General features: G+C 61.5%; 16 protein-coding genes. 2 read left to right on the top strand and 14 right to left on the bottom strand.

Annotation, left to right across the window (positions count from 1 at the left end):
- Positions 1–24: 24 nt before the first annotated feature.
- The 11 genes from BM194_RS12520 to BM194_RS12470 all read right to left on the bottom strand — a co-directional run bounded on the left by BM194_RS12520 (position 25) and on the right by BM194_RS12470 (position 8,848).
- Positions 25–1,008: a DNA polymerase III subunit delta' gene (locus BM194_RS12520; protein WP_092847224.1), complete on the bottom strand. Its 984-nt coding sequence runs from the start codon at positions 1,006–1,008 to the stop codon at positions 25–27.
- Positions 999–1,658 carry a dTMP kinase gene (gene tmk, locus BM194_RS12515; RefSeq protein WP_244890955.1) on the bottom strand — a complete coding sequence of 220 codons (660 nt, stop codon included), beginning with the start codon at positions 1,656–1,658 and terminating at the stop codon, positions 999–1,001. Before tmk ends, BM194_RS12520 begins: the two co-directional genes overlap by 10 nt.
- 11 nt (positions 1,659–1,669) lie before the next feature.
- Complete coding sequence (mltG, locus tag BM194_RS12510) at positions 1,670–2,671, bottom strand: endolytic transglycosylase MltG (protein WP_092847221.1); 1,002 nt, start codon at positions 2,669–2,671, stop codon at positions 1,670–1,672.
- Positions 2,672–2,687: 16 nt separating this feature from the next.
- Complete coding sequence (gene pabC / locus BM194_RS12505; RefSeq protein WP_092847220.1) at positions 2,688–3,491, bottom strand: aminodeoxychorismate lyase; 804 nt, start codon at positions 3,489–3,491, stop codon at positions 2,688–2,690.
- 8 nt (positions 3,492–3,499) lie between these two features.
- Complete coding sequence (gene fabF, locus BM194_RS12500; protein ID WP_092847219.1) at positions 3,500–4,738, bottom strand: beta-ketoacyl-ACP synthase II; 1,239 nt, start codon at positions 4,736–4,738, stop codon at positions 3,500–3,502.
- 182 nt (positions 4,739–4,920) lie between these two features.
- Positions 4,921–5,154: an acyl carrier protein gene (gene acpP, locus BM194_RS12495; protein ID WP_011506901.1), complete on the bottom strand. Its 234-nt coding sequence runs from the start codon at positions 5,152–5,154 to the stop codon at positions 4,921–4,923.
- 99 nt (positions 5,155–5,253) lie between these two features.
- Positions 5,254–5,997: a 3-oxoacyl-ACP reductase FabG gene (fabG, locus tag BM194_RS12490; RefSeq protein ID WP_092847217.1), complete on the bottom strand. Its 744-nt coding sequence runs from the start codon at positions 5,995–5,997 to the stop codon at positions 5,254–5,256.
- Positions 5,998–6,014: 17 nt separating this feature from the next.
- Positions 6,015–6,977, bottom strand: coding sequence for an ACP S-malonyltransferase (fabD, locus tag BM194_RS12485; protein WP_092847216.1), 963 nt, complete (start codon positions 6,975–6,977; stop codon positions 6,015–6,017).
- A gap of 12 nt (positions 6,978–6,989) precedes the next feature.
- On the bottom strand, positions 6,990–8,081 hold the full coding sequence (gene plsX / locus BM194_RS12480) for a phosphate acyltransferase PlsX (protein WP_177223407.1): 1,092 nt from the start codon (positions 8,079–8,081) through the stop codon (positions 6,990–6,992).
- A gap of 36 nt (positions 8,082–8,117) precedes the next feature.
- Positions 8,118–8,288 (bottom strand): 50S ribosomal protein L32, encoded by a 171-nt coding sequence (gene rpmF, locus BM194_RS12475; RefSeq protein ID WP_092847214.1) that lies wholly within the window; start codon positions 8,286–8,288, stop codon positions 8,118–8,120.
- Between the two features lie 32 nt (positions 8,289–8,320).
- Positions 8,321–8,848: a YceD family protein gene (locus tag BM194_RS12470; protein ID WP_092847212.1), complete on the bottom strand. Its 528-nt coding sequence runs from the start codon at positions 8,846–8,848 to the stop codon at positions 8,321–8,323.
- Positions 8,849–8,972: 124 nt separating this feature from the next.
- Here BM194_RS12470 and BM194_RS12465 point away from each other — a divergent pair, with 124 nt between their 5' ends.
- Positions 8,973–9,572, top strand: coding sequence for a Maf family protein (locus BM194_RS12465; RefSeq protein ID WP_092847211.1), 600 nt, complete (start codon positions 8,973–8,975; stop codon positions 9,570–9,572).
- Here BM194_RS12465 and sppA read toward each other — a convergent pair.
- The 3 genes from sppA to BM194_RS12450 are packed head-to-tail and all read right to left on the bottom strand — an operon-like array spanning position 9,569 to position 12,287.
- Positions 9,569–10,645: a signal peptide peptidase SppA gene (sppA, locus tag BM194_RS12460; RefSeq protein ID WP_092847209.1), complete on the bottom strand. Its 1,077-nt coding sequence runs from the start codon at positions 10,643–10,645 to the stop codon at positions 9,569–9,571. The two genes, BM194_RS12465 and sppA, sit on opposite strands and share 4 nt — an antisense overlap.
- 18 nt (positions 10,646–10,663) lie before the next feature.
- Positions 10,664–11,356 carry an HAD-IA family hydrolase gene (locus BM194_RS12455; RefSeq protein ID WP_092847208.1) on the bottom strand — a complete coding sequence of 231 codons (693 nt, stop codon included), beginning with the start codon at positions 11,354–11,356 and terminating at the stop codon, positions 10,664–10,666.
- Positions 11,343–12,287 carry an RluA family pseudouridine synthase gene (locus BM194_RS12450; RefSeq protein ID WP_092847207.1) on the bottom strand — a complete coding sequence of 315 codons (945 nt, stop codon included), beginning with the start codon at positions 12,285–12,287 and terminating at the stop codon, positions 11,343–11,345. The genes BM194_RS12455 and BM194_RS12450 overlap by 14 nt, the downstream gene beginning before the upstream one ends.
- Positions 12,288–12,961: 674 nt before the next feature.
- Here BM194_RS12450 and rne point away from each other — a divergent pair.
- The gene (gene rne, locus BM194_RS12440; protein WP_177223406.1) at positions 12,962–15,994 is read left to right on the top strand and encodes a ribonuclease E; all 3,033 of its coding nucleotides are present in this window, start codon (positions 12,962–12,964) and stop codon (positions 15,992–15,994) included.
- Positions 15,995–16,003: the final 9 nt, after the last annotated feature.

The following is a 16,003-nucleotide window of genomic DNA, read 5'->3' as shown; positions in this document are numbered from 1 at the left end:
CCACGCTTTCCCATTGCTGCGATCTCAGGAACGCAGCAGCGCAGACCAACGGACCAACCACGCCTCGAGAACCAGTTGAGGGTTGGGGTTGCCACCCGCCACCAACAGGCGACGTTGCTCGCGTGCATAATCGAGCAATCGAAACCAGTCTCGAACGCGGGCGTTCTTGACTGCCTGCCGATAGAGCGGCAACAGATCGGGGTTGCGCACGCGATCGCTGTCACCGGACAGCCCCAGGCGAATCAGGTCCTCGAGCCAGGCAATACCGTACCACAGGATTCGCTCTACCGCCTGACGCTCGAGCCTTGCTGCCTCGGCAACTGGCTCACCGCCACGCACGAGGGCATCGAACAATTCCTGCAGCTCCTGACGCAGACCCCGCGCCTCCGGTGCAGCGAGCTCCTGTGCGAGCAGGGGTAAACCACCCGCCACACGCAACCAGAATGCCGCCTCGTGGCTGTCTCCCAGCATCTCGCCGAGCCAGGGCAGACAGGCTTCGCCATCAGGTACACCCAGCGCCCAATGCTGGCAACGTGATCTTATCGTCGCCAGCATCCGCGAAGGCACATCGGCAAGCAGTACAAACAAGGTGCGCTCACCGGGCTCCTCAAGGCTCTTGAGCAATGCGTTGGCTGCTGCCACATTCATAGCCTCGGCCGGCTGCAGGACAACGACCCGGTATCCTCCCTGCTGCGCCGTCTGGGCTACGAAGCCATTGACTTCGCGAATCGGGTCGATACGAATCTGTCGACTTTTCTCCTGCGGCGACACCCGTATGAGGTCAGGGTGATAGCCCGCCTTCAACATCTGACAGGCGTGGCACTGGCCGCAAGCCGTTTCCCGTGGGTTGCGGCACAAGGTGCGTGCAGCCAGTGCATCGGCAAGAACCTGCTTGCCCACACCATGGGCACCGGAAATGAGCAAGGCGTGAGGCAGCTTCGCCCTGTCCTGCAAATCGGTCAAGCGCCTCCAGAGTTCGAGCTGCCAGGGCAACGGATTCAACTCCATGACGCCAGCCTCGTATCGAGACAATTCCGGATATCAGCCTGCACATCGGCCAAGGCGCGCGAGGCATCGATGATGACGAAACGATCCGGTGCTTCGCTAGCTCGCTTTAAGTAAGCATGACGCACCGCATCGAAAAACGCCGCATGCTCGCGTTCGAAGCGATCACGCTCGATGCCTCGCTGGATGACACGCTGCTGCGCAGCATCGACCGGCATATCCAGCAGAAGGGTAAGGTCTGGCTGCAACCCCTGCTGCACGAAGGTCTCCAGACGCTCGATACGAGATGCATCGATACCTCGCCCTCCGCCCTGATAAGCAAAGGTCGCATCGGTGAAACGGTCGCATACCACCCATGCACCTCGCGCCAATGCCGGACGGATCTTGCGGTCCAGATGCTGTGCGCGGGCGGCAAACACCAGGAGCAGCTCGGCATCGTCGCATAATGGTTCTTCTTCAGACGGATCGAGCAATAGATGCCGAATGGCCTCACTGCGCGAGGTCCCACCCGGCTCACGGGTCTTTATGACCTCGACACCACGTGCCTCGAGAAACTCGCATACCATGGCAAGATTGGTGCTCTTGCCAACGCCCTCTCCTCCCTCGAGCGTGATGAAGCGTCCAGGGTAGCGGTGTTGCGTTTCGTTATGCATGCAACCTGCCATCAGCGGTTCAGGATATAACGCCGCACGGCGGCATTATGCTCGCTCAGGGTCCGCGAGAAATGGTGGCTGCCATCTCCCTTGGCCACGAAATACAATGCATCGCCTTCCGCCGGGTCGACAGCGGCTTCCAATGCCGCCCGCCCCGGCAAGGCGATCGGCGTGGGCGGCAGGCCATCGATCACATAGGTATTGTACGGTGTGGCCCGGCGAAGGTCGGCACGCGTGATGTTGCCCTGGTACTCGTCACCCATGCCATAGATTACGGTCGGATCGGTCTGCAATCGCATCCCGCGCTCCAGGCGCCGTACAAAGACGCCGGCAATCTCGCGACGCTCCCCGTCGACGCCGGTCTCGCGCTCGATCAGCGAGGCCATGATAAGCGCTTCATAGGGCGAGTCGAGAGGCAATCCGTCATCCCGCGTTTCCCAGACCCGGTTCAGTTCGGCCTGCATGCGATCATAGGCTTGACGCAGAATATCCAGATCGCTGACCCCCTTATGATAACTGTAGGTATCCGGGAAGAACCGTCCTTCGGGATGCTGATCGGGATGTCCTAGCTCGGCCATGACCTCCTCATTACTCATGCCCCCGGTCGACCGGACAAGCTTGGGGGCGTCAGCCAACGCCCCTCGCATATCGTCGAAGGTCCAGCCTTCGGGAATAGTCAGGGAGTAGGTCACGACCTGGTCGCTGCTAAGTAGCGAGAGGAGCTCTCGTCCGCTCATGCCGGGTTCGATCATGAACTCACCGGCCCGCAATTGCGGCAGGTCATCCTGTGATACGCGCGCCAACACCTTGTAGGGCCACGCCTCGGCAATGATGCCCTCTTCGGCCAGGTCCGCCACGATACGGTGATAGCTGGCGCCACGCGGGACTTCATAGAGTGTCGGTTCCGCGATGGCTACCGGTGCATCCAAACGTGATTGCCAGTATGCATAGGCACCATACGCCAACGCCGCAACCAGGACTGCCAACGTCACGAACAGTTTCAACAGACGCATGAGGGTTCCTTATCTATCAGGCCGGCAGCGGATACCCGAGCAAGGCATGGGCCTCGGCCTGTAACGAACGATCGAGCGACGCGGTGGACCAGGCACGCAACAATTGTCCTGACGAATCCACCAACGAGGTGATTGGCCAGATGCCCTGAATCGAGTTACCCAGCCACAGGCTGTCGGCCTCAAGCAGCACATCACTGCCACGATCAACTTCATGCAGCGAACACTGGCGGAGCAAGCCGGCACGCAGCGTGCCTTCAACCCCACAGCGTGCCAGCGACGGCGTTTCCCAGCGGGGACCGTACTGCCAGAACAGGTTCATGCAGGTGGCTTCGATCAGACGCCCCGAACTATCGCTGAGCAGCCCTTCAGCAATATCCGGATCGCTCCACTCCTGCCGAGCCAGCACGTTTTCCAGACGATTCAGGTGCTTGATTCCCGCCAAGCGAGGCTGATGACCCAACCTGAGCTCACACAGACGTACGCGAACCCCGTCGGTCCAGTGCGCCCGCCGAGGAGAGAATGGGCTCGAACGCCAGCGCAATCTCGGCTCGGCATCCGTGGGAGGCAGGTATCCGCGCCCGCCACTACCACGAGTCACGATAAGCTTGAGAACGTGCAGGCCTGGCCCTGAACAGGCAGGCAAACAGGCCAGCCGGTCATGCCCGGGGAAGGCGATACCCAATCGGTGGCATCCCTCTTCCAGGCGAGCCATGTGCTCATCCCAAAGCAAGGGCTGGCCATCACGTACCAGAACCGTTTCGAAGAGCCCGTCACCGTAGGCCAGGCCTCGGTCATCGAAGGGTACCGCCTCGTCATTCATCGCCTGACTCAAACCCGCCCGAAGACCAGCGAACCGTTGGTCCCGCCAAAGCCGAACGAGTTGGACAGGGTATACTCGAGAGCCACTTGGCGCGCCGTATGCGGCACGTAGTCAAGCGTACAACCCTCCTGGGGAGTATCCAGGTTGATGGTTGGCGGCACTACCTGATCGCGCAGGGCCAGGATGCTGAAAATCGCCTCGACGGCCCCCGCCGCTCCCAGCAAGTGGCCAATCATCGACTTGGTGGAGCTGACTGCCACCGTGGTGGCCGCCGATTTCATCACCCGCTCGATGGCCCGACTCTCTGCCAGGTCACCCGTAGGCGTGGAAGTGCCGTGGGCATTGATATAACCAATCTGTGCCGGATCGAGCTGCGCGTCGCGAATGGCGTTTTCCATGGCAGCCGCCGCTCCACGTCCATCCTCGGGCGGGGCGGTCATGTGATAGGCATCGTCGCTCATGCCAAAGCCCTTGATTTCGGCATAGATGGTTGCGCCACGCTGCTTTGCATGCTCGTACTCTTCGAGCACCAGGACCCCGGCGCCATCGGAAAGCACGAAGCCGTCACGATCCCGGTCCCAGGGGCGGCTTGCCGCCTCGGGAGCATCGTTGCGGGTCGACAGGGCCCGTGCAGCAGAGAACCCGCCGAGCCCCAGAGGCGTGGTTGCCATTTCGGAGCCACCGCAGAGCATGATGTCGGCATCGCCATAGGCAATGGTGCGCGCCCCGTAGCCGATATTATGGGTACCGGTGGTGCAGGCCGTCGTGATGGCAATATTCGGCCCGCGAAAACCGTACTGAATGGCCAGGTTGCCTGCAATCATGTTGATGATGGAGCCAGGCACGAAGAACGGTGAGATGCGGCGCGCCCCACCCTTGTTGAGTGCATTGTGGTTCTGCTCGATCATCGGCAGCCCGCCGATGCCTGAACCAATCGCGACACCGATACGATCTGCATTGTGCTCGCCGCACTCGATCCCGGAATCTTCGATTGCCTGGCTACCCGCCGCGATCCCGTACTGGATGAACTGGTCCATCTTGCGGGCGTCCTTGGGATTCAGGTAGGGACTGATATCGAAATTCTTGACCGACCCACCGAAGCGCGTATTGAATCCGCTGGTATCGAAATGCTCGATCGGGGCAATGCCGCTCTTGCCTGCCAGGATGTTGGCCCAGCTTTCATTGACGGTGTTTCCCACCGGCGTCACCAGGCCCAACCCGGTCACCACGACCCTTCTACGAGGCATCTGCTCTCCTCCAGATATCCATGTTCGACAGGCACCCCAAGGGCACCTTGCCGCGCTGCGCGCATTATACCCGAAGCATACCGGCTATGTGGCACTGACGCACAAAAACGAAAGCCGTCCTGCATGGCAGAACGGCTTTCAGGCACGTCATCGAGGCGGTCGGCGACCGCACTCAGATCACATTACTGGTGAGCAACGACGTAATCGATTGCTTCCTGCACCGTGGTGATCTTCTCGGCTTCCTCGTCAGGAATTTCAGTATCGAATTCCTCTTCGAGCGCCATCACCAACTCGACGGTATCCAGGGAGTCCGCGCCGAGATCTTCAGTGAAGGAAGACGTGTTCTGGATGTCCTCTTCCTTGACGTTCAGGCGCTCGGCCACAACCTTCTTCACGCGCTCTTCGATGGTGCTCATTATGTCGTTACTCCTAGTGGTACATATCCGCCAGCTAAAAACTGCCGGGTAGTTTATAGAGGGCCCCAAGGTGACGCAACCAAGGCGTCCCATGCGACCTCAACGCATATTCATGCCGCCATTGACCTGCAGCGTTTCCCCGGTAATGTAACCGGCGGATTCACTGGTCAGAAAGCCGACTGCCGCAGCGATTTCCTCAGGCTTGCCCAACCTGGCCAACGGGATCTGGCCCAGCAGGGCTTCATGCTGGGACTCCGGCAACGCTTCGGTCATGTCGGTAGCAATGAAGCCAGGCGCCACGGCATTCGCCGTAATACCCCGGGATGCCACCTCACGAGCCAAGGCTCTAGTAAAGCCTTCCATGCCCGCCTTGGCGGCAGCATAGTTGGTTTGGCCAAGGTTGCCCATGGTAGCCACGACGGAACTGATGCTCACGATGCGCCCGAAGCGCGCCTTAGTCATCCCCCGAACACATGCCTTGGTAACGCGGTAGACGGACTTGAGGTTGGTATCGAGAACGGTGTCCCACTCGTCCTCTTTCATGCGCATCAAGAGATTGTCACGCGTGATGCCAGCATTGTTGACCAGAATAGTCGGCGCGCCAAACTCATCACCTATCGCCTTGATCAACGCATCGACGCTGGCCTGATCGGTAACATCGAGAACTCGACCCGCCCCCTCGATACCGTTCTCCCTGAGGTCGGCATCGATCTTCTGAGCACCCTGCTCGCTGGTCGCGGTGCCGATCACCACCCGGCCCTGCCGGCCAAGCTCGTGGGCGATGGCTCGGCCAATACCCCGGCTCGCCCCGGTAACCAGCGCCACTCTCCGTTCGCTCGTCATAAACGTTCCTGAATGAGTCATGAATCCTGCTGACCGACAGCCTCACGGGCCAGTTCGAGCGCGGCCGCCAGGCTATCCGGATCGTTGACCGCGAGCCCCTTCACATTACGCGCGATCCGCTTATTGAGCCCGGTCAGCACCTTGCCAGGCCCACATTCTATAAACACTTGCGCCCCCAGACCAATCATGGATTCGATACAGCTCGTCCAGCGCACGGGACAGTACAACTGTTCGACCAGACGCGTGCGCAGGGTCTCGACATCCGCATGCGCCTGCGCATCGACATTTTGGATAACGGTATAACGCGGTGCCTTGAGGTCAATTTCCTTCATTGCCTGCTCGAGCCGTTCGGCCGCAGGCTTCATCAGGGCACAGTGCGACGGCACGGATACCGGCAATGGCAGCGCCCGCTTGGCCCCTGCTTCCTGGCAAAGGGCAATGGCGCGATCGACCGCCGCCTTCTGGCCTGCGACGACGACCTGGCCAGGCGCATTGTAGTTGACCGCGGAAACCACTTCACCCTGGGCAGCATCACGACAGGCTATTTCGACTGCATCGTCATCGAGGCCAAGAATCGCCGCCATGGCCCCCTGACCTGCCGGCACGGCTTCCTGCATGGCTTCGCCGCGCAGCTTGACCAGGCGAACGCCTTCGGCAAACCCCAGCGTACCGGCGCAAACCATTGCGCTATACTCGCCCAGGCTATGACCAGCCATGGCGACAGGACGCGGCCCTTCGAGCTCCTGCCAGACGCGCCAGATAGCCACGCTCGAGGTCAACAGCGCCGGCTGGGTGCACGCCGTCGCGTTCAAGGCCTCCTCGGGGCCTTCCTGAACCACATTCCACAGGTCGTACCCCAGCGCATCGGACGACTCTTCGAACGTCGTCCTAACCACGCTGTAGCGCTCGGCCAGCTCCCGCAACATGCCAATATGCTGGGAGCCCTGTCCCGGAAACACGAGGGCCAGGGATTGGGTCATGACATTCACCTTTCAGGATGGAAATTCATCGGGTTTCGACAGCGTTGGCGAACCTCTATCCCTTGGACCGCTCGCGACCCACGGGATAGAGGACCGTTGCCCCAGCTCGCGCTCAAGCAGGCATGGCAAATTGATCCTGACCTCTTGAACCGCCCTGGAGACTGCACAGGCAAACCCCTGAGCCTCGGCACGACCATGGCTCTTGACGACGATGCCCGACAGCCCGAGCAGGCTTGCACCATTGTAGCGCACCGGGTCAAGCTGCCGTTTCAAGCGCAAGAGCGCCGGTTTCGCCAACATACCGACCAGACGACTGCCCCAGTGAGCACCGAATGTCGCCTGGACACGCTCGATGAGCATGCGCGCCAGACCTTCACTGGACTTGAGGACGATATTGCCCACGAAACCATCGCACACCACGACATCGGCCTTGCCACTGAAAAGGCCGTCGCCCTCAATGAAACCGATATAGTTCAAGTCATTACCGAGGCTGCGCAACCATTCATCGGCCTGCCGCACATTGGCCGGCCCCTTGGTCGCTTCGACCCCGACATTGAGCAGAGCGACTCGTGGTTTTGCCAAGCCATCGACACAACGCGCCGCCACTTCGCCCATCACCGCAAACTCGACAAGCCGTTGCGCAGACGACTCAATGTTCGCCCCCATATCGAGCATGTAGCAGCGTCCGCCACCCCGCGTCGGAATGGCGGTACTGATGGCCGGCCGTGGAATACCTGCCACTGTGCCCAGTGCTCGGCGAGACAACGCCATGAGCGCCCCGGTATTGCCAGCACTGACCCCCGCGGCCGAGTTACCTGTCGCCACATCCTCAAGCATCAAGGCCAGGCTGGTACCATGCGACGAACGCAGTGCAGCGGAAGGCTTCTGGGCTTGCGAGATGACATTTGGCGCATGAACCAGAGCCAGACGAGATTCTGCCCTGCGCAAGCGCAAGGGCAGTTGATCGAGTTCGGCTTGCAGGGTATCGACGGGGCCGAATAGACGCAGCGTCAATTCGGGATGCAGTTGCAAAGCCTCGGCAGCCCCCCTGACGGTGGCGCGGGGACCCAAGTCCCCGCCCATCGCGTCGATGGCGATTTGCACGATCAGCCAGCAAACCTTGCCCGAGCAGGCGCCGACTTAAGCGTCGACGACCTTGCGACCGCGGTAGAAGCCATCCGAGGAAACGTGGTGGCGACGATGCGTCGTGCCGGTTTCCTTGTCCTGGGACAGGGTCGGTGCAGACAGCGCATCGTGACTACGACGCATGCCACGCTTGGAACGGGTCTTGCGGTTCTGTTGAACTGCCATGAGATATCACTCCAGAGTGTATCGAGGTTGTATTACCGTTTGTCCTTCAACTTGCGCAATACGTCGAAGGGGCTTGCAGCCGGCGTATCCGAGCCTTCAGAGGCCGTACCGCTGGTCAGCTGATCGCGCGAGACGGAGCATTCCGCCTCGTCGTGGTATACCACCTGCGGCAGGCTGAGGATCAATTCATCCTCCAGCACAGCCAGCAGGTTGAGCTGTTCGTTTTCCACCACTACCGGCTCGTAGGCATTGGGCAACTCTGCCGCCACGACATCACTGGTGACGATCCCTAGCTGGAAGCGGCTCTCGACAGTCACCGGCATCGGCTCCAGGCAGCGCCGACAAGCCAGATCGACACCCGCCTTGAGCCAGCCATCAATGAAGCGGCGGCCTTGGGCATCGATGCCAAAATCCAGGCGAACCTCACAAGCGCCTTGCTGCTCGCCAACCTCTTCTTCGAGACGAGGCATGCTGTCGAGGGGCACATAACCCTCGAGGCGTTCGGCATTTGCGGCAAGCCGGTACGGCTCGACCTGTAGGGGAAGTCTAGTGGTCAACATAGGCGCGCAATAATAGGGATTCCCCCGGGCACTGTCAAAGCGGTGCGCACCTCATTCTGTACAGCACGACCTCACCCACGGCAGACTGCTTACGAAAACCCGTTGAAACAGGGAGTTAATCCACATGAGCGAATCTCCTCGCCTGGTCCTCGCATCAGGGTCACGCTGGCGTCGCCAGCTCCTCGACCGCCTGCAGATCCCCTACCTGTGGGCCAGCCCTGACATCGACGAGTCACCCCTGCCAGCAGAGACGCCAGAAGCCCTGGTACATCGCTTGTCACTGGCCAAGGCACAACGACTGGCAGAGGCCTTTCCTCGCCATCTCATTATCGGCTCGGATCAGGTCGCCATTTTCAACGGAAACATACTGGGCAAGCCGGGCAACGTCCAGGCAGCGCGAGAGCAGCTGACACGCTTTTCAGGTCAGCGCGTCCGCTTTCTCACGGGCCTGGCCCTGCTGGACACGGCGAATGGCTGTCACCGCTCATGCCATGAGCGCTACGATGTGGTATTCAGGAGCTTGAGCGCCCGGGAAATCGACAGCTATGTCGCTCGCGAACGCCCCTTGGACAGCGCCGGCAGCTTTCGCATGGAAGGCCTGGGCATAACGCTGTTCGAACGCCTGGAAGGCAACGATCCCAATGCACTGATAGGCCTCCCCCTGATCCGGCTATGCAGCATGCTGCGCGACGCCGGACTGGATCCACTGGGACCACACCCCTAAGGAAGTTCGTAGCGTACAGGCGAACTTGCCTGCGGAACACCGAGCCATTGTGCGGCTACCCGCCCAAACTGGCGCGATAGCTTTTCGAACGGATCGAGCCCTGGCGTGTAATCGCGGGTACGCACCTCGCCGAGCCGTTCCCTGGCGAGCTGGTCGAGACTTTTCAGCCCATCCACCAACCCCAGCGCCTGCGCCTGCTCCCCGGTCCAGACCAGGCCGCTGAAGAGCCTGGGGTCGTCGGCGAGCCTGTCCCCGCGACCGACCTTGACGTCCTCGATGAACTGCTGATGCGTCGTCTCCAGCACCTGTTGCCAGAACTGGCGCTGGTCCGGCGCAATGTCACTGAACGGGTCAAGAAACGCCTTGTTTTCGCCTGCCGTGAAGACCCGGCGCTCTACCCCCAGGCGCTCGATCGCTTGCTCCAGTCCGAAACCGGCATAGATCACACCGATCGATCCAACCATGCTGGCCGGCGCGGCATAAATGTCGTCGGCTGCCGCCGCCATGTAATACGCCCCGCTGGCACCGATATCCTCGATAATGGCGTAGACCGGCTTATCCCCAGCGTCACGGATCCGGCGAATTTCCTGATAGACACGCTGCGACTGCACGGGGCTGCCCCCGGGGCTGTTGATGCGCACCACGACGGCGGCCGTCTCGGGGCTGCTCCAGGCACGCCGCAGCCCCTCGATGATACGATCGGCGTTGGCCTCGGCCTCGGCATCGATCACGCCTTCGACACGCACCACACCAAGATGCTGGCCGATCGGCGACGGCGTCATGTCAGCCAGGAATAGGCTGTAGATGCTCAACGAGAGGGAGGCCAAAATCAGCGCAGCGAAGAAAAAGCGAAAGAATAGTTTCCAGCGTCGCGAACGCCGTTGCTCGGTTAGCACACCCTCAATCCAGCGGTCCATCATCTCTAGCTGCGCCAGCCGCTGACGTTCGCGCAGGGTATCGGCATCGTCACGCCCCGAGGACGGCACTGCACCCTGCTCTAGCTGGGCGTCAGCCTCCTCACGACTCACCTCGGGCCCCTCGGTCCATTGGTCGTAACGTTTATCGTCGCTCATCTACGCCTCGATCACCTGTCAGGAATGCAACCACTCGATCAGTTCGGAAAAATTGCCGGCACTGAACACCGGCCGGCTCAGCGCCAGGCGCTCTGCGGCATGAACACCGTAGGTGACCGCCAGACGATCCATGCCCAGCGCACGCGCCATCTCCATGTCATATTCGCTGTCGCCCACCATCAGCGCCTCGTCAGCAGCCACCCCTGTCTCGGCAAGCAACTCCTGCAACATGCGGGGATGCGGCTTGGATAGCGTCTCGTCGGCAGTGCGACTGGCATGAAACCACCCGCCAGCCCCCGTTGCTTCGAAGACGCGTTTCAATCCCCGCCGACTCTTGCCCGTTGCCACGGCCAGGCGCAGGGCAGGGTTGCACCGTAGACGGCGAATCCCCTCCTCTACTCCCTCGAAGAACGACAGGGGAGTCTGTTCCGCGGCCACAAAATGCCGGGAGTAATGCTGGCGCATCAGTTCGGCCTGAGCCGCTGGCATGCCGGGACACAGCTTGGCTATCGCTTCGGGCAGCCCTAGACCAATGATGTCACGCACGGCTTCATGTTCCAGCTCACGCCAGCCGACATCGCGGGCCGCTGCCTGCATACAGGCGACGATACGATGCTCCGAGTCCATCAGCGTCCCGTCCCAGTCGAAAATCACTAACCGGTAGCGGCTCCTTGCCTGACCGGCTGGCAGAGAAACGTCAACGCTGGTCACGGGCACGCTCCAGCACGGACTCGAGTTCACCCAAGGGAGCCTTGACGTGCACGGGCCTGCCACTATCGGGCTCGGGAAAGGTCAGGGCCACCGCATGCAGAAACAGGCGTTCGAGCCCGAACCTCGCTGCCAGGCGCTGCCCCTCGCGGGTGCCGTACTTGTCATCGCCAAGCAATGGGTACCCGGCATGCGCGGCATGTACGCGAATCTGATGCGTCCTTCCCGTAATCGGCTCAGCCTCGATTAGCGTGGCATGACTGAACGTCTCGCGGACTGCAAAGCGGGTACGCGAGACCTTGCCCTGCGGGTCGACACGCACCCGCCGCTCGCCATTGCCGGCCTCGAAACGGTCGAGACGGGCACTGACATAATCGCGCCGCGCCGGCCAGCGACCCTGCACCAACGCGAGATACTGCTTGTCCATCTGGCGTTGCTTAAGGGCATTGTTCAGCGTCAGCAGGGCCTGTCGCGACTTTGCCAACAGCAGGCAGCCGGAGGTATCGCGATCGAGCCGATGAACCAGTTCTAGAAAATCAAGGTCCTCTCGGACCTGACGCAGCGCCTCGATCAGACCGATCTTCACTCCACTGCCGCCATGCACCGCCAAGCCGGACGGCTTGTTTATCACCAGCCAGCCGGGGCCCTCCACGAGCACACTACCCGCCAACAGGTTGCGCAGGTTGTCGCTGACTTCCCGCACTGCCTCTTCCGGTGCCAACCGCAATGGAGGTATTCGCACCATATCTCCCACGGCCAGACGATAGTCCGCCTTGACACGCTTCTTGTTCACCCGCACCTCGCCCTTGCGGACGATACGGTAGATCAAGCCCCGTGGCGCGCCCTTGAGGCGTGTATGCAGAAAATTGTCGATACGCTGCCCGGCCTGCGCATCGCCGATCTCGGCCCATTGAACTTCGCGACCCTCGGCCATCCCAATCCTCGTGAACGACACTGTAAACGCCACATCTTAACGCACTGGAGCCCCTGCTGCGCCAATTGCTGCGATGGGGCTTTACTGTTATATTCCGAACTCGCTCAAATGGGCATGAAATGCCTGTGTACAGCGCCCGCACGTCACACACGCGGGCCCGAGCGGAAGATACGGCGGCAAGGACAATACCTGTGTCGCCACGCAGTAGAACATTACGCCACGCCCGGGGTTCCAGGCGGCTCGCATGAGCCGCCCATGCACTACGGGAAGTCAAACACCGTGCCGGAGGCCGGCGTCGGCGAATCGAAAAATGCCAGGTGTCTGGCGGTAGTCCGCAGGGCCGGACGAGAACCAACGAACTCGCCGAAACACGTCCTGCCACCGCCGCGTACTCAACATGATCTTGCAGCGTTCGGCCTCATGCCGGACGTGGATGACGCATTCTCGACATGCGCTGAGCACAGCACGAGCACTAAGCGGTTCGCCGTCGTCGACGCCCAGGAGTCGCTGATTGGATTGGCGAGCGGAATGCGACACGAGGCGGCATGGAGCCAAGCGATCTGCATCATCGTGGATACGTCTGAATGGTTGCACGCCGCCCCTGCCGTTCTCCCTCGCCCCTCCAGCAGCGTTTCCTTCAGGCCGCCTTCCGGCGCCCTGAATAGCGAGACAACATGAAACGGATGCTCATCAATGCGACACAGCCCGAAGAGCTGCGTGTCGCACTGGTCGATGGACAACGCCTTTACGATCTGGACATCGAATCCGGTGCCCGGGAGCAAAAGAAAGCCAATATCTATCGCGGCAAGATCACCCGCGTCGAACCCTCCCTCGAAGCTGCCTTCGTCGACTTCGGCGCCGAGCGCCACGGCTTCCTGCCGCTGAAGGAAATCGCCCGCGAGTACTTCACCAAGGAGCCCAACGGTCGCCCCAACATCAAGGAAGTGATCAAGGAAGGGCAGGAAGTCATCGTCCAGGTCGACAAGGAAGAACGCGGCAATAAAGGGGCGGCGCTGACCACCTTTATCAGCCTGGCCGGTCGCTTTCTGGTATTGATGCCCAATAATCCTCGTGCCGGGGGTATCTCGCGTCGCATCGAAGGGGAAGAACGCACCCAGCTCAAGGACGCCATGGCACAGCTCACCCTGCCCGACCGCATGGGTGTGATCGTGCGTACCGCCGGTATAGGGCGCAGTGCCGAAGAACTGCAGTGGGATCTGGATTACCTGGTCCAGGTCTGGGAAGCAATCACCGAGGAAGCCGGCAAGCGCTCCGCCCCGTTCCTTATCTACCGCGAATCCAACGTCATCATTCGCGCCATGCGCGATTATCTGCGTCAGGATATCGGCGAAGTGCTGATCGACAGCCCCGAGGTCCACCAGGAAGCCCTGGGGTTCATCCGCCAGGTCATGCCTTCCTACCAGCAGAAGATCAAGCTGTACGCCGATGACGTACCGCTGTTCTCGCGCTTCCAGATCGAAAGCCAGATCGAGACCGCCTACCAGCGCGAAGTCAAGCTGCCTTCCGGTGGCTCGGTAGTGATCGACCACACCGAGGCGCTGGTCTCCATCGATATCAACTCGGCACGCGCCACGCGCGGCAGCGATATCGAGGAAACCGCCCTGCAAACCAACCTGGAGGCAGCCGACGAGATCGCTCGTCAGTTACGCTTGCGGGACATTGGCGGTCTGGTGGTGATCGACTTCATCGACATGTCGCCGGCCCGCAATCAGCGGGAAGTCGAGAATCGTGTACGCGACGCCCTCAAGCTGGATCGCGCTCGCGTACAGATCGGGCGAATATCGCGATTCGGGCTGATGGAAATGTCGCGCCAGCGTCTGCGCCCTTCGCTGGGCGAAACCAGCGGCGTAGTCTGCCCGCGCTGCGACGGCCAGGGCACCATTCGTGACGTTCGCTCCATGTCGCTGTCCATCATGCGCCTGATCGAGGAAGAGGCCATGAAGGAGCGTAGCGCACAGATTCGCGCCATCCTGCCAATCCCGGTCGCTACCTACCTACTCAACGAAAAGCGCTCCACGCTGGCCGACATCGAGCGACGCCAGGGCGTGCGTGTCGTGCTCCTGCCTAGCCCGGACATGGATACGCCGCATTACGATGTCCAGCGTCTGCGTGACGACCACCTGGAAGACGAGGACGAAGCCAAGTCCAGCTTCGAGCTTTCTACCGACACCGAGGTAGGCAAGGAGCCAGACAGCGCTTTTGGCAAGCCGATCCAGCGCACCGAAGCCGCTGTGAAGACGGTAGCCCATGCCGCGCCGGCCCCGGCATCATTGCAGCAGAGCGGGGAGCCGGAGACACCGGTATCGCCCCTGTCTCAGGCACCGAGCGGATTGCTGTCTCGCCTGTTCAAGGGTGTCAGCAAACTGCTGGGCGGGACCGAGGAAAGCGCCTCGTCAACGTCTTCACATCCCGCACAGCAAGCGACTGCCGCTGACGCACGTCGCCCCGCCCCGGCCAATGAAGACAGCGAGTCGCGCCAGTCTGGCCGCAATGCAGGCTCTCGCCGCCGCCGCGATAGTCGGGAAGACACACGCGAGGATAAACCCGCTGCGCGCAGCCCCCGTCAGGATGAAGACAGCCGTGGCGGCAAGTCTGGGCGTGGCAAGGGCGAAGGCAGGCCGCAGCGCAACAAGCCCCGCCAGGATGAGTCCCAAGCCGGTAACCGTCAGCCCGCCAAAGGCAAGAGCGAGAAAGCCGAAGGCAAGTCACAACGCGAGGAAACCAAAGCGCAGCGCGAAGAAGCCAAGCCGCGTGACGACAAGGACAACCGCAAGCCACAGGCTACCCCCGAACAAGCCAGCCAGGAAACTGCAGAGGGTGGCAATGGCAAGCCCAAGCGCACGCGCAACAACCCGCGCCAGCGCACACGCAAGCATGCCTTGAATCCTCAGTCGGTTGCCGAACAGGAACGTCTCCAGAGCGAAGCCGCTCAGGCTGATGCTGGCTCTAAGGAGTCTGCTGCACAGCCCACTTCCGAGCCGGCCGAGACTCATGCAGGAGCCGCTGAAAAAGGTGCGCAGACACCCAAGGCACAAGCCTCGCACGAGACGTCCGCCACGCCTGCCGAACCGCTGACTCAGGCAGTAACCGAAGAGAGCGATGACAGCGATGCGCCCAAGGTGGCTCCCACCGCAGAGCGTGCTGCCTTCGCCAAGCCACAGGCCGCTGAAGAAGCGAGCAGGAAACCACGCAATTCGCGCAGAAAGGGGCCACGTGCCGAACGCCAGGGTGAACAGAAGAAAAGCGCTGCCGCTCTTTCCTCTGATTCTAGCGGCGCAAAGGAGCCCAGCACTGCACCATCGACTGCCGAGACTCCTGTTGCAGCAGACAGCAATATGGCAACAGCTGCCGACGAAGCCCAGCAGAGTACGCCGACATCACCGGAAACCACGCAAGCGACCTCTGACGTGACTGCGTCTGACGATGCCAAGCCCAGCGTCGAACGCGAAAGCGAGGCATCGCCCAAGGCAGCGGCCAGCCAGGGCGCAACCGAGGAATCCCAAGGCGAACGTGCCACGGAGGCCACTGCAGCATCGGCTGCTGCGCGCCCTGACGACGCCGAATCTACCGAGGAGACGTCAACGGACACGCCTCACCCCCAGGAACGCCGTCGGCGTCGCCGCGCCCATAACGACCCGCGCGAACAGCGCCGGCAACAACAGAGCCAGACCGAAAACAGCCAATAGGCCTACGGT

Origin of the sequence: Modicisalibacter xianhensis, from assembly GCF_900113605.1 — a bacterium.
Classification (GTDB): Bacteria; Pseudomonadota; Gammaproteobacteria; order Pseudomonadales; family Halomonadaceae; genus Modicisalibacter; species Modicisalibacter xianhensis.
The sequence above is the reverse complement of the archived record's forward strand: the minus strand, read 5'-3'. Positions and strand labels throughout refer to the sequence as shown.

Bases quoted from the DNA above. Each gene is read 5' to 3' on its own strand.
- BM194_RS12520 (WP_092847224.1), bottom strand. From the start codon at position 1,008: ATGGAGTTGAATCCGTTGCCCTGGCAGCTCGAACTCTGGAGGCGCTTG.
- mltG (WP_092847221.1), bottom strand. From the start codon at position 2,671: ATGCGTCTGTTGAAACTGTTCGTGACGTTGGCAGTCCTGGTTGCGGCG.
- fabF (WP_092847219.1), bottom strand. From the start codon at position 4,738: ATGCCTCGTAGAAGGGTCGTGGTGACCGGGTTGGGCCTGGTGACGCCG.
- BM194_RS12470 (WP_092847212.1), bottom strand. From the start codon at position 8,848: ATGTTGACCACTAGACTTCCCCTACAGGTCGAGCCGTACCGGCTTGCC.
- fabG (WP_092847217.1), bottom strand. From the start codon at position 5,997: ATGACGAGCGAACGGAGAGTGGCGCTGGTTACCGGGGCGAGCCGGGGT.
- fabD (WP_092847216.1), bottom strand. From the start codon at position 6,977: ATGACCCAATCCCTGGCCCTCGTGTTTCCGGGACAGGGCTCCCAGCAT.
- BM194_RS12465 (WP_092847211.1), top strand. From the start codon at position 8,973: ATGAGCGAATCTCCTCGCCTGGTCCTCGCATCAGGGTCACGCTGGCGT.
- rne (WP_177223406.1), top strand. From the start codon at position 12,962: ATGAAACGGATGCTCATCAATGCGACACAGCCCGAAGAGCTGCGTGTC.
- pabC (WP_092847220.1), bottom strand. From the start codon at position 3,491: ATGAATGACGAGGCGGTACCCTTCGATGACCGAGGCCTGGCCTACGGT.
- BM194_RS12450 (WP_092847207.1), bottom strand. From the start codon at position 12,287: ATGGCCGAGGGTCGCGAAGTTCAATGGGCCGAGATCGGCGATGCGCAG.
- rpmF (WP_092847214.1), bottom strand. From the start codon at position 8,288: ATGGCAGTTCAACAGAACCGCAAGACCCGTTCCAAGCGTGGCATGCGT.
- tmk (WP_244890955.1), bottom strand. From the start codon at position 1,658: ATGCATAACGAAACGCAACACCGCTACCCTGGACGCTTCATCACGCTC.
- sppA (WP_092847209.1), bottom strand. From the start codon at position 10,645: ATGAGCGACGATAAACGTTACGACCAATGGACCGAGGGGCCCGAGGTG.
- acpP (WP_011506901.1), bottom strand. From the start codon at position 5,154: ATGAGCACCATCGAAGAGCGCGTGAAGAAGGTTGTGGCCGAGCGCCTG.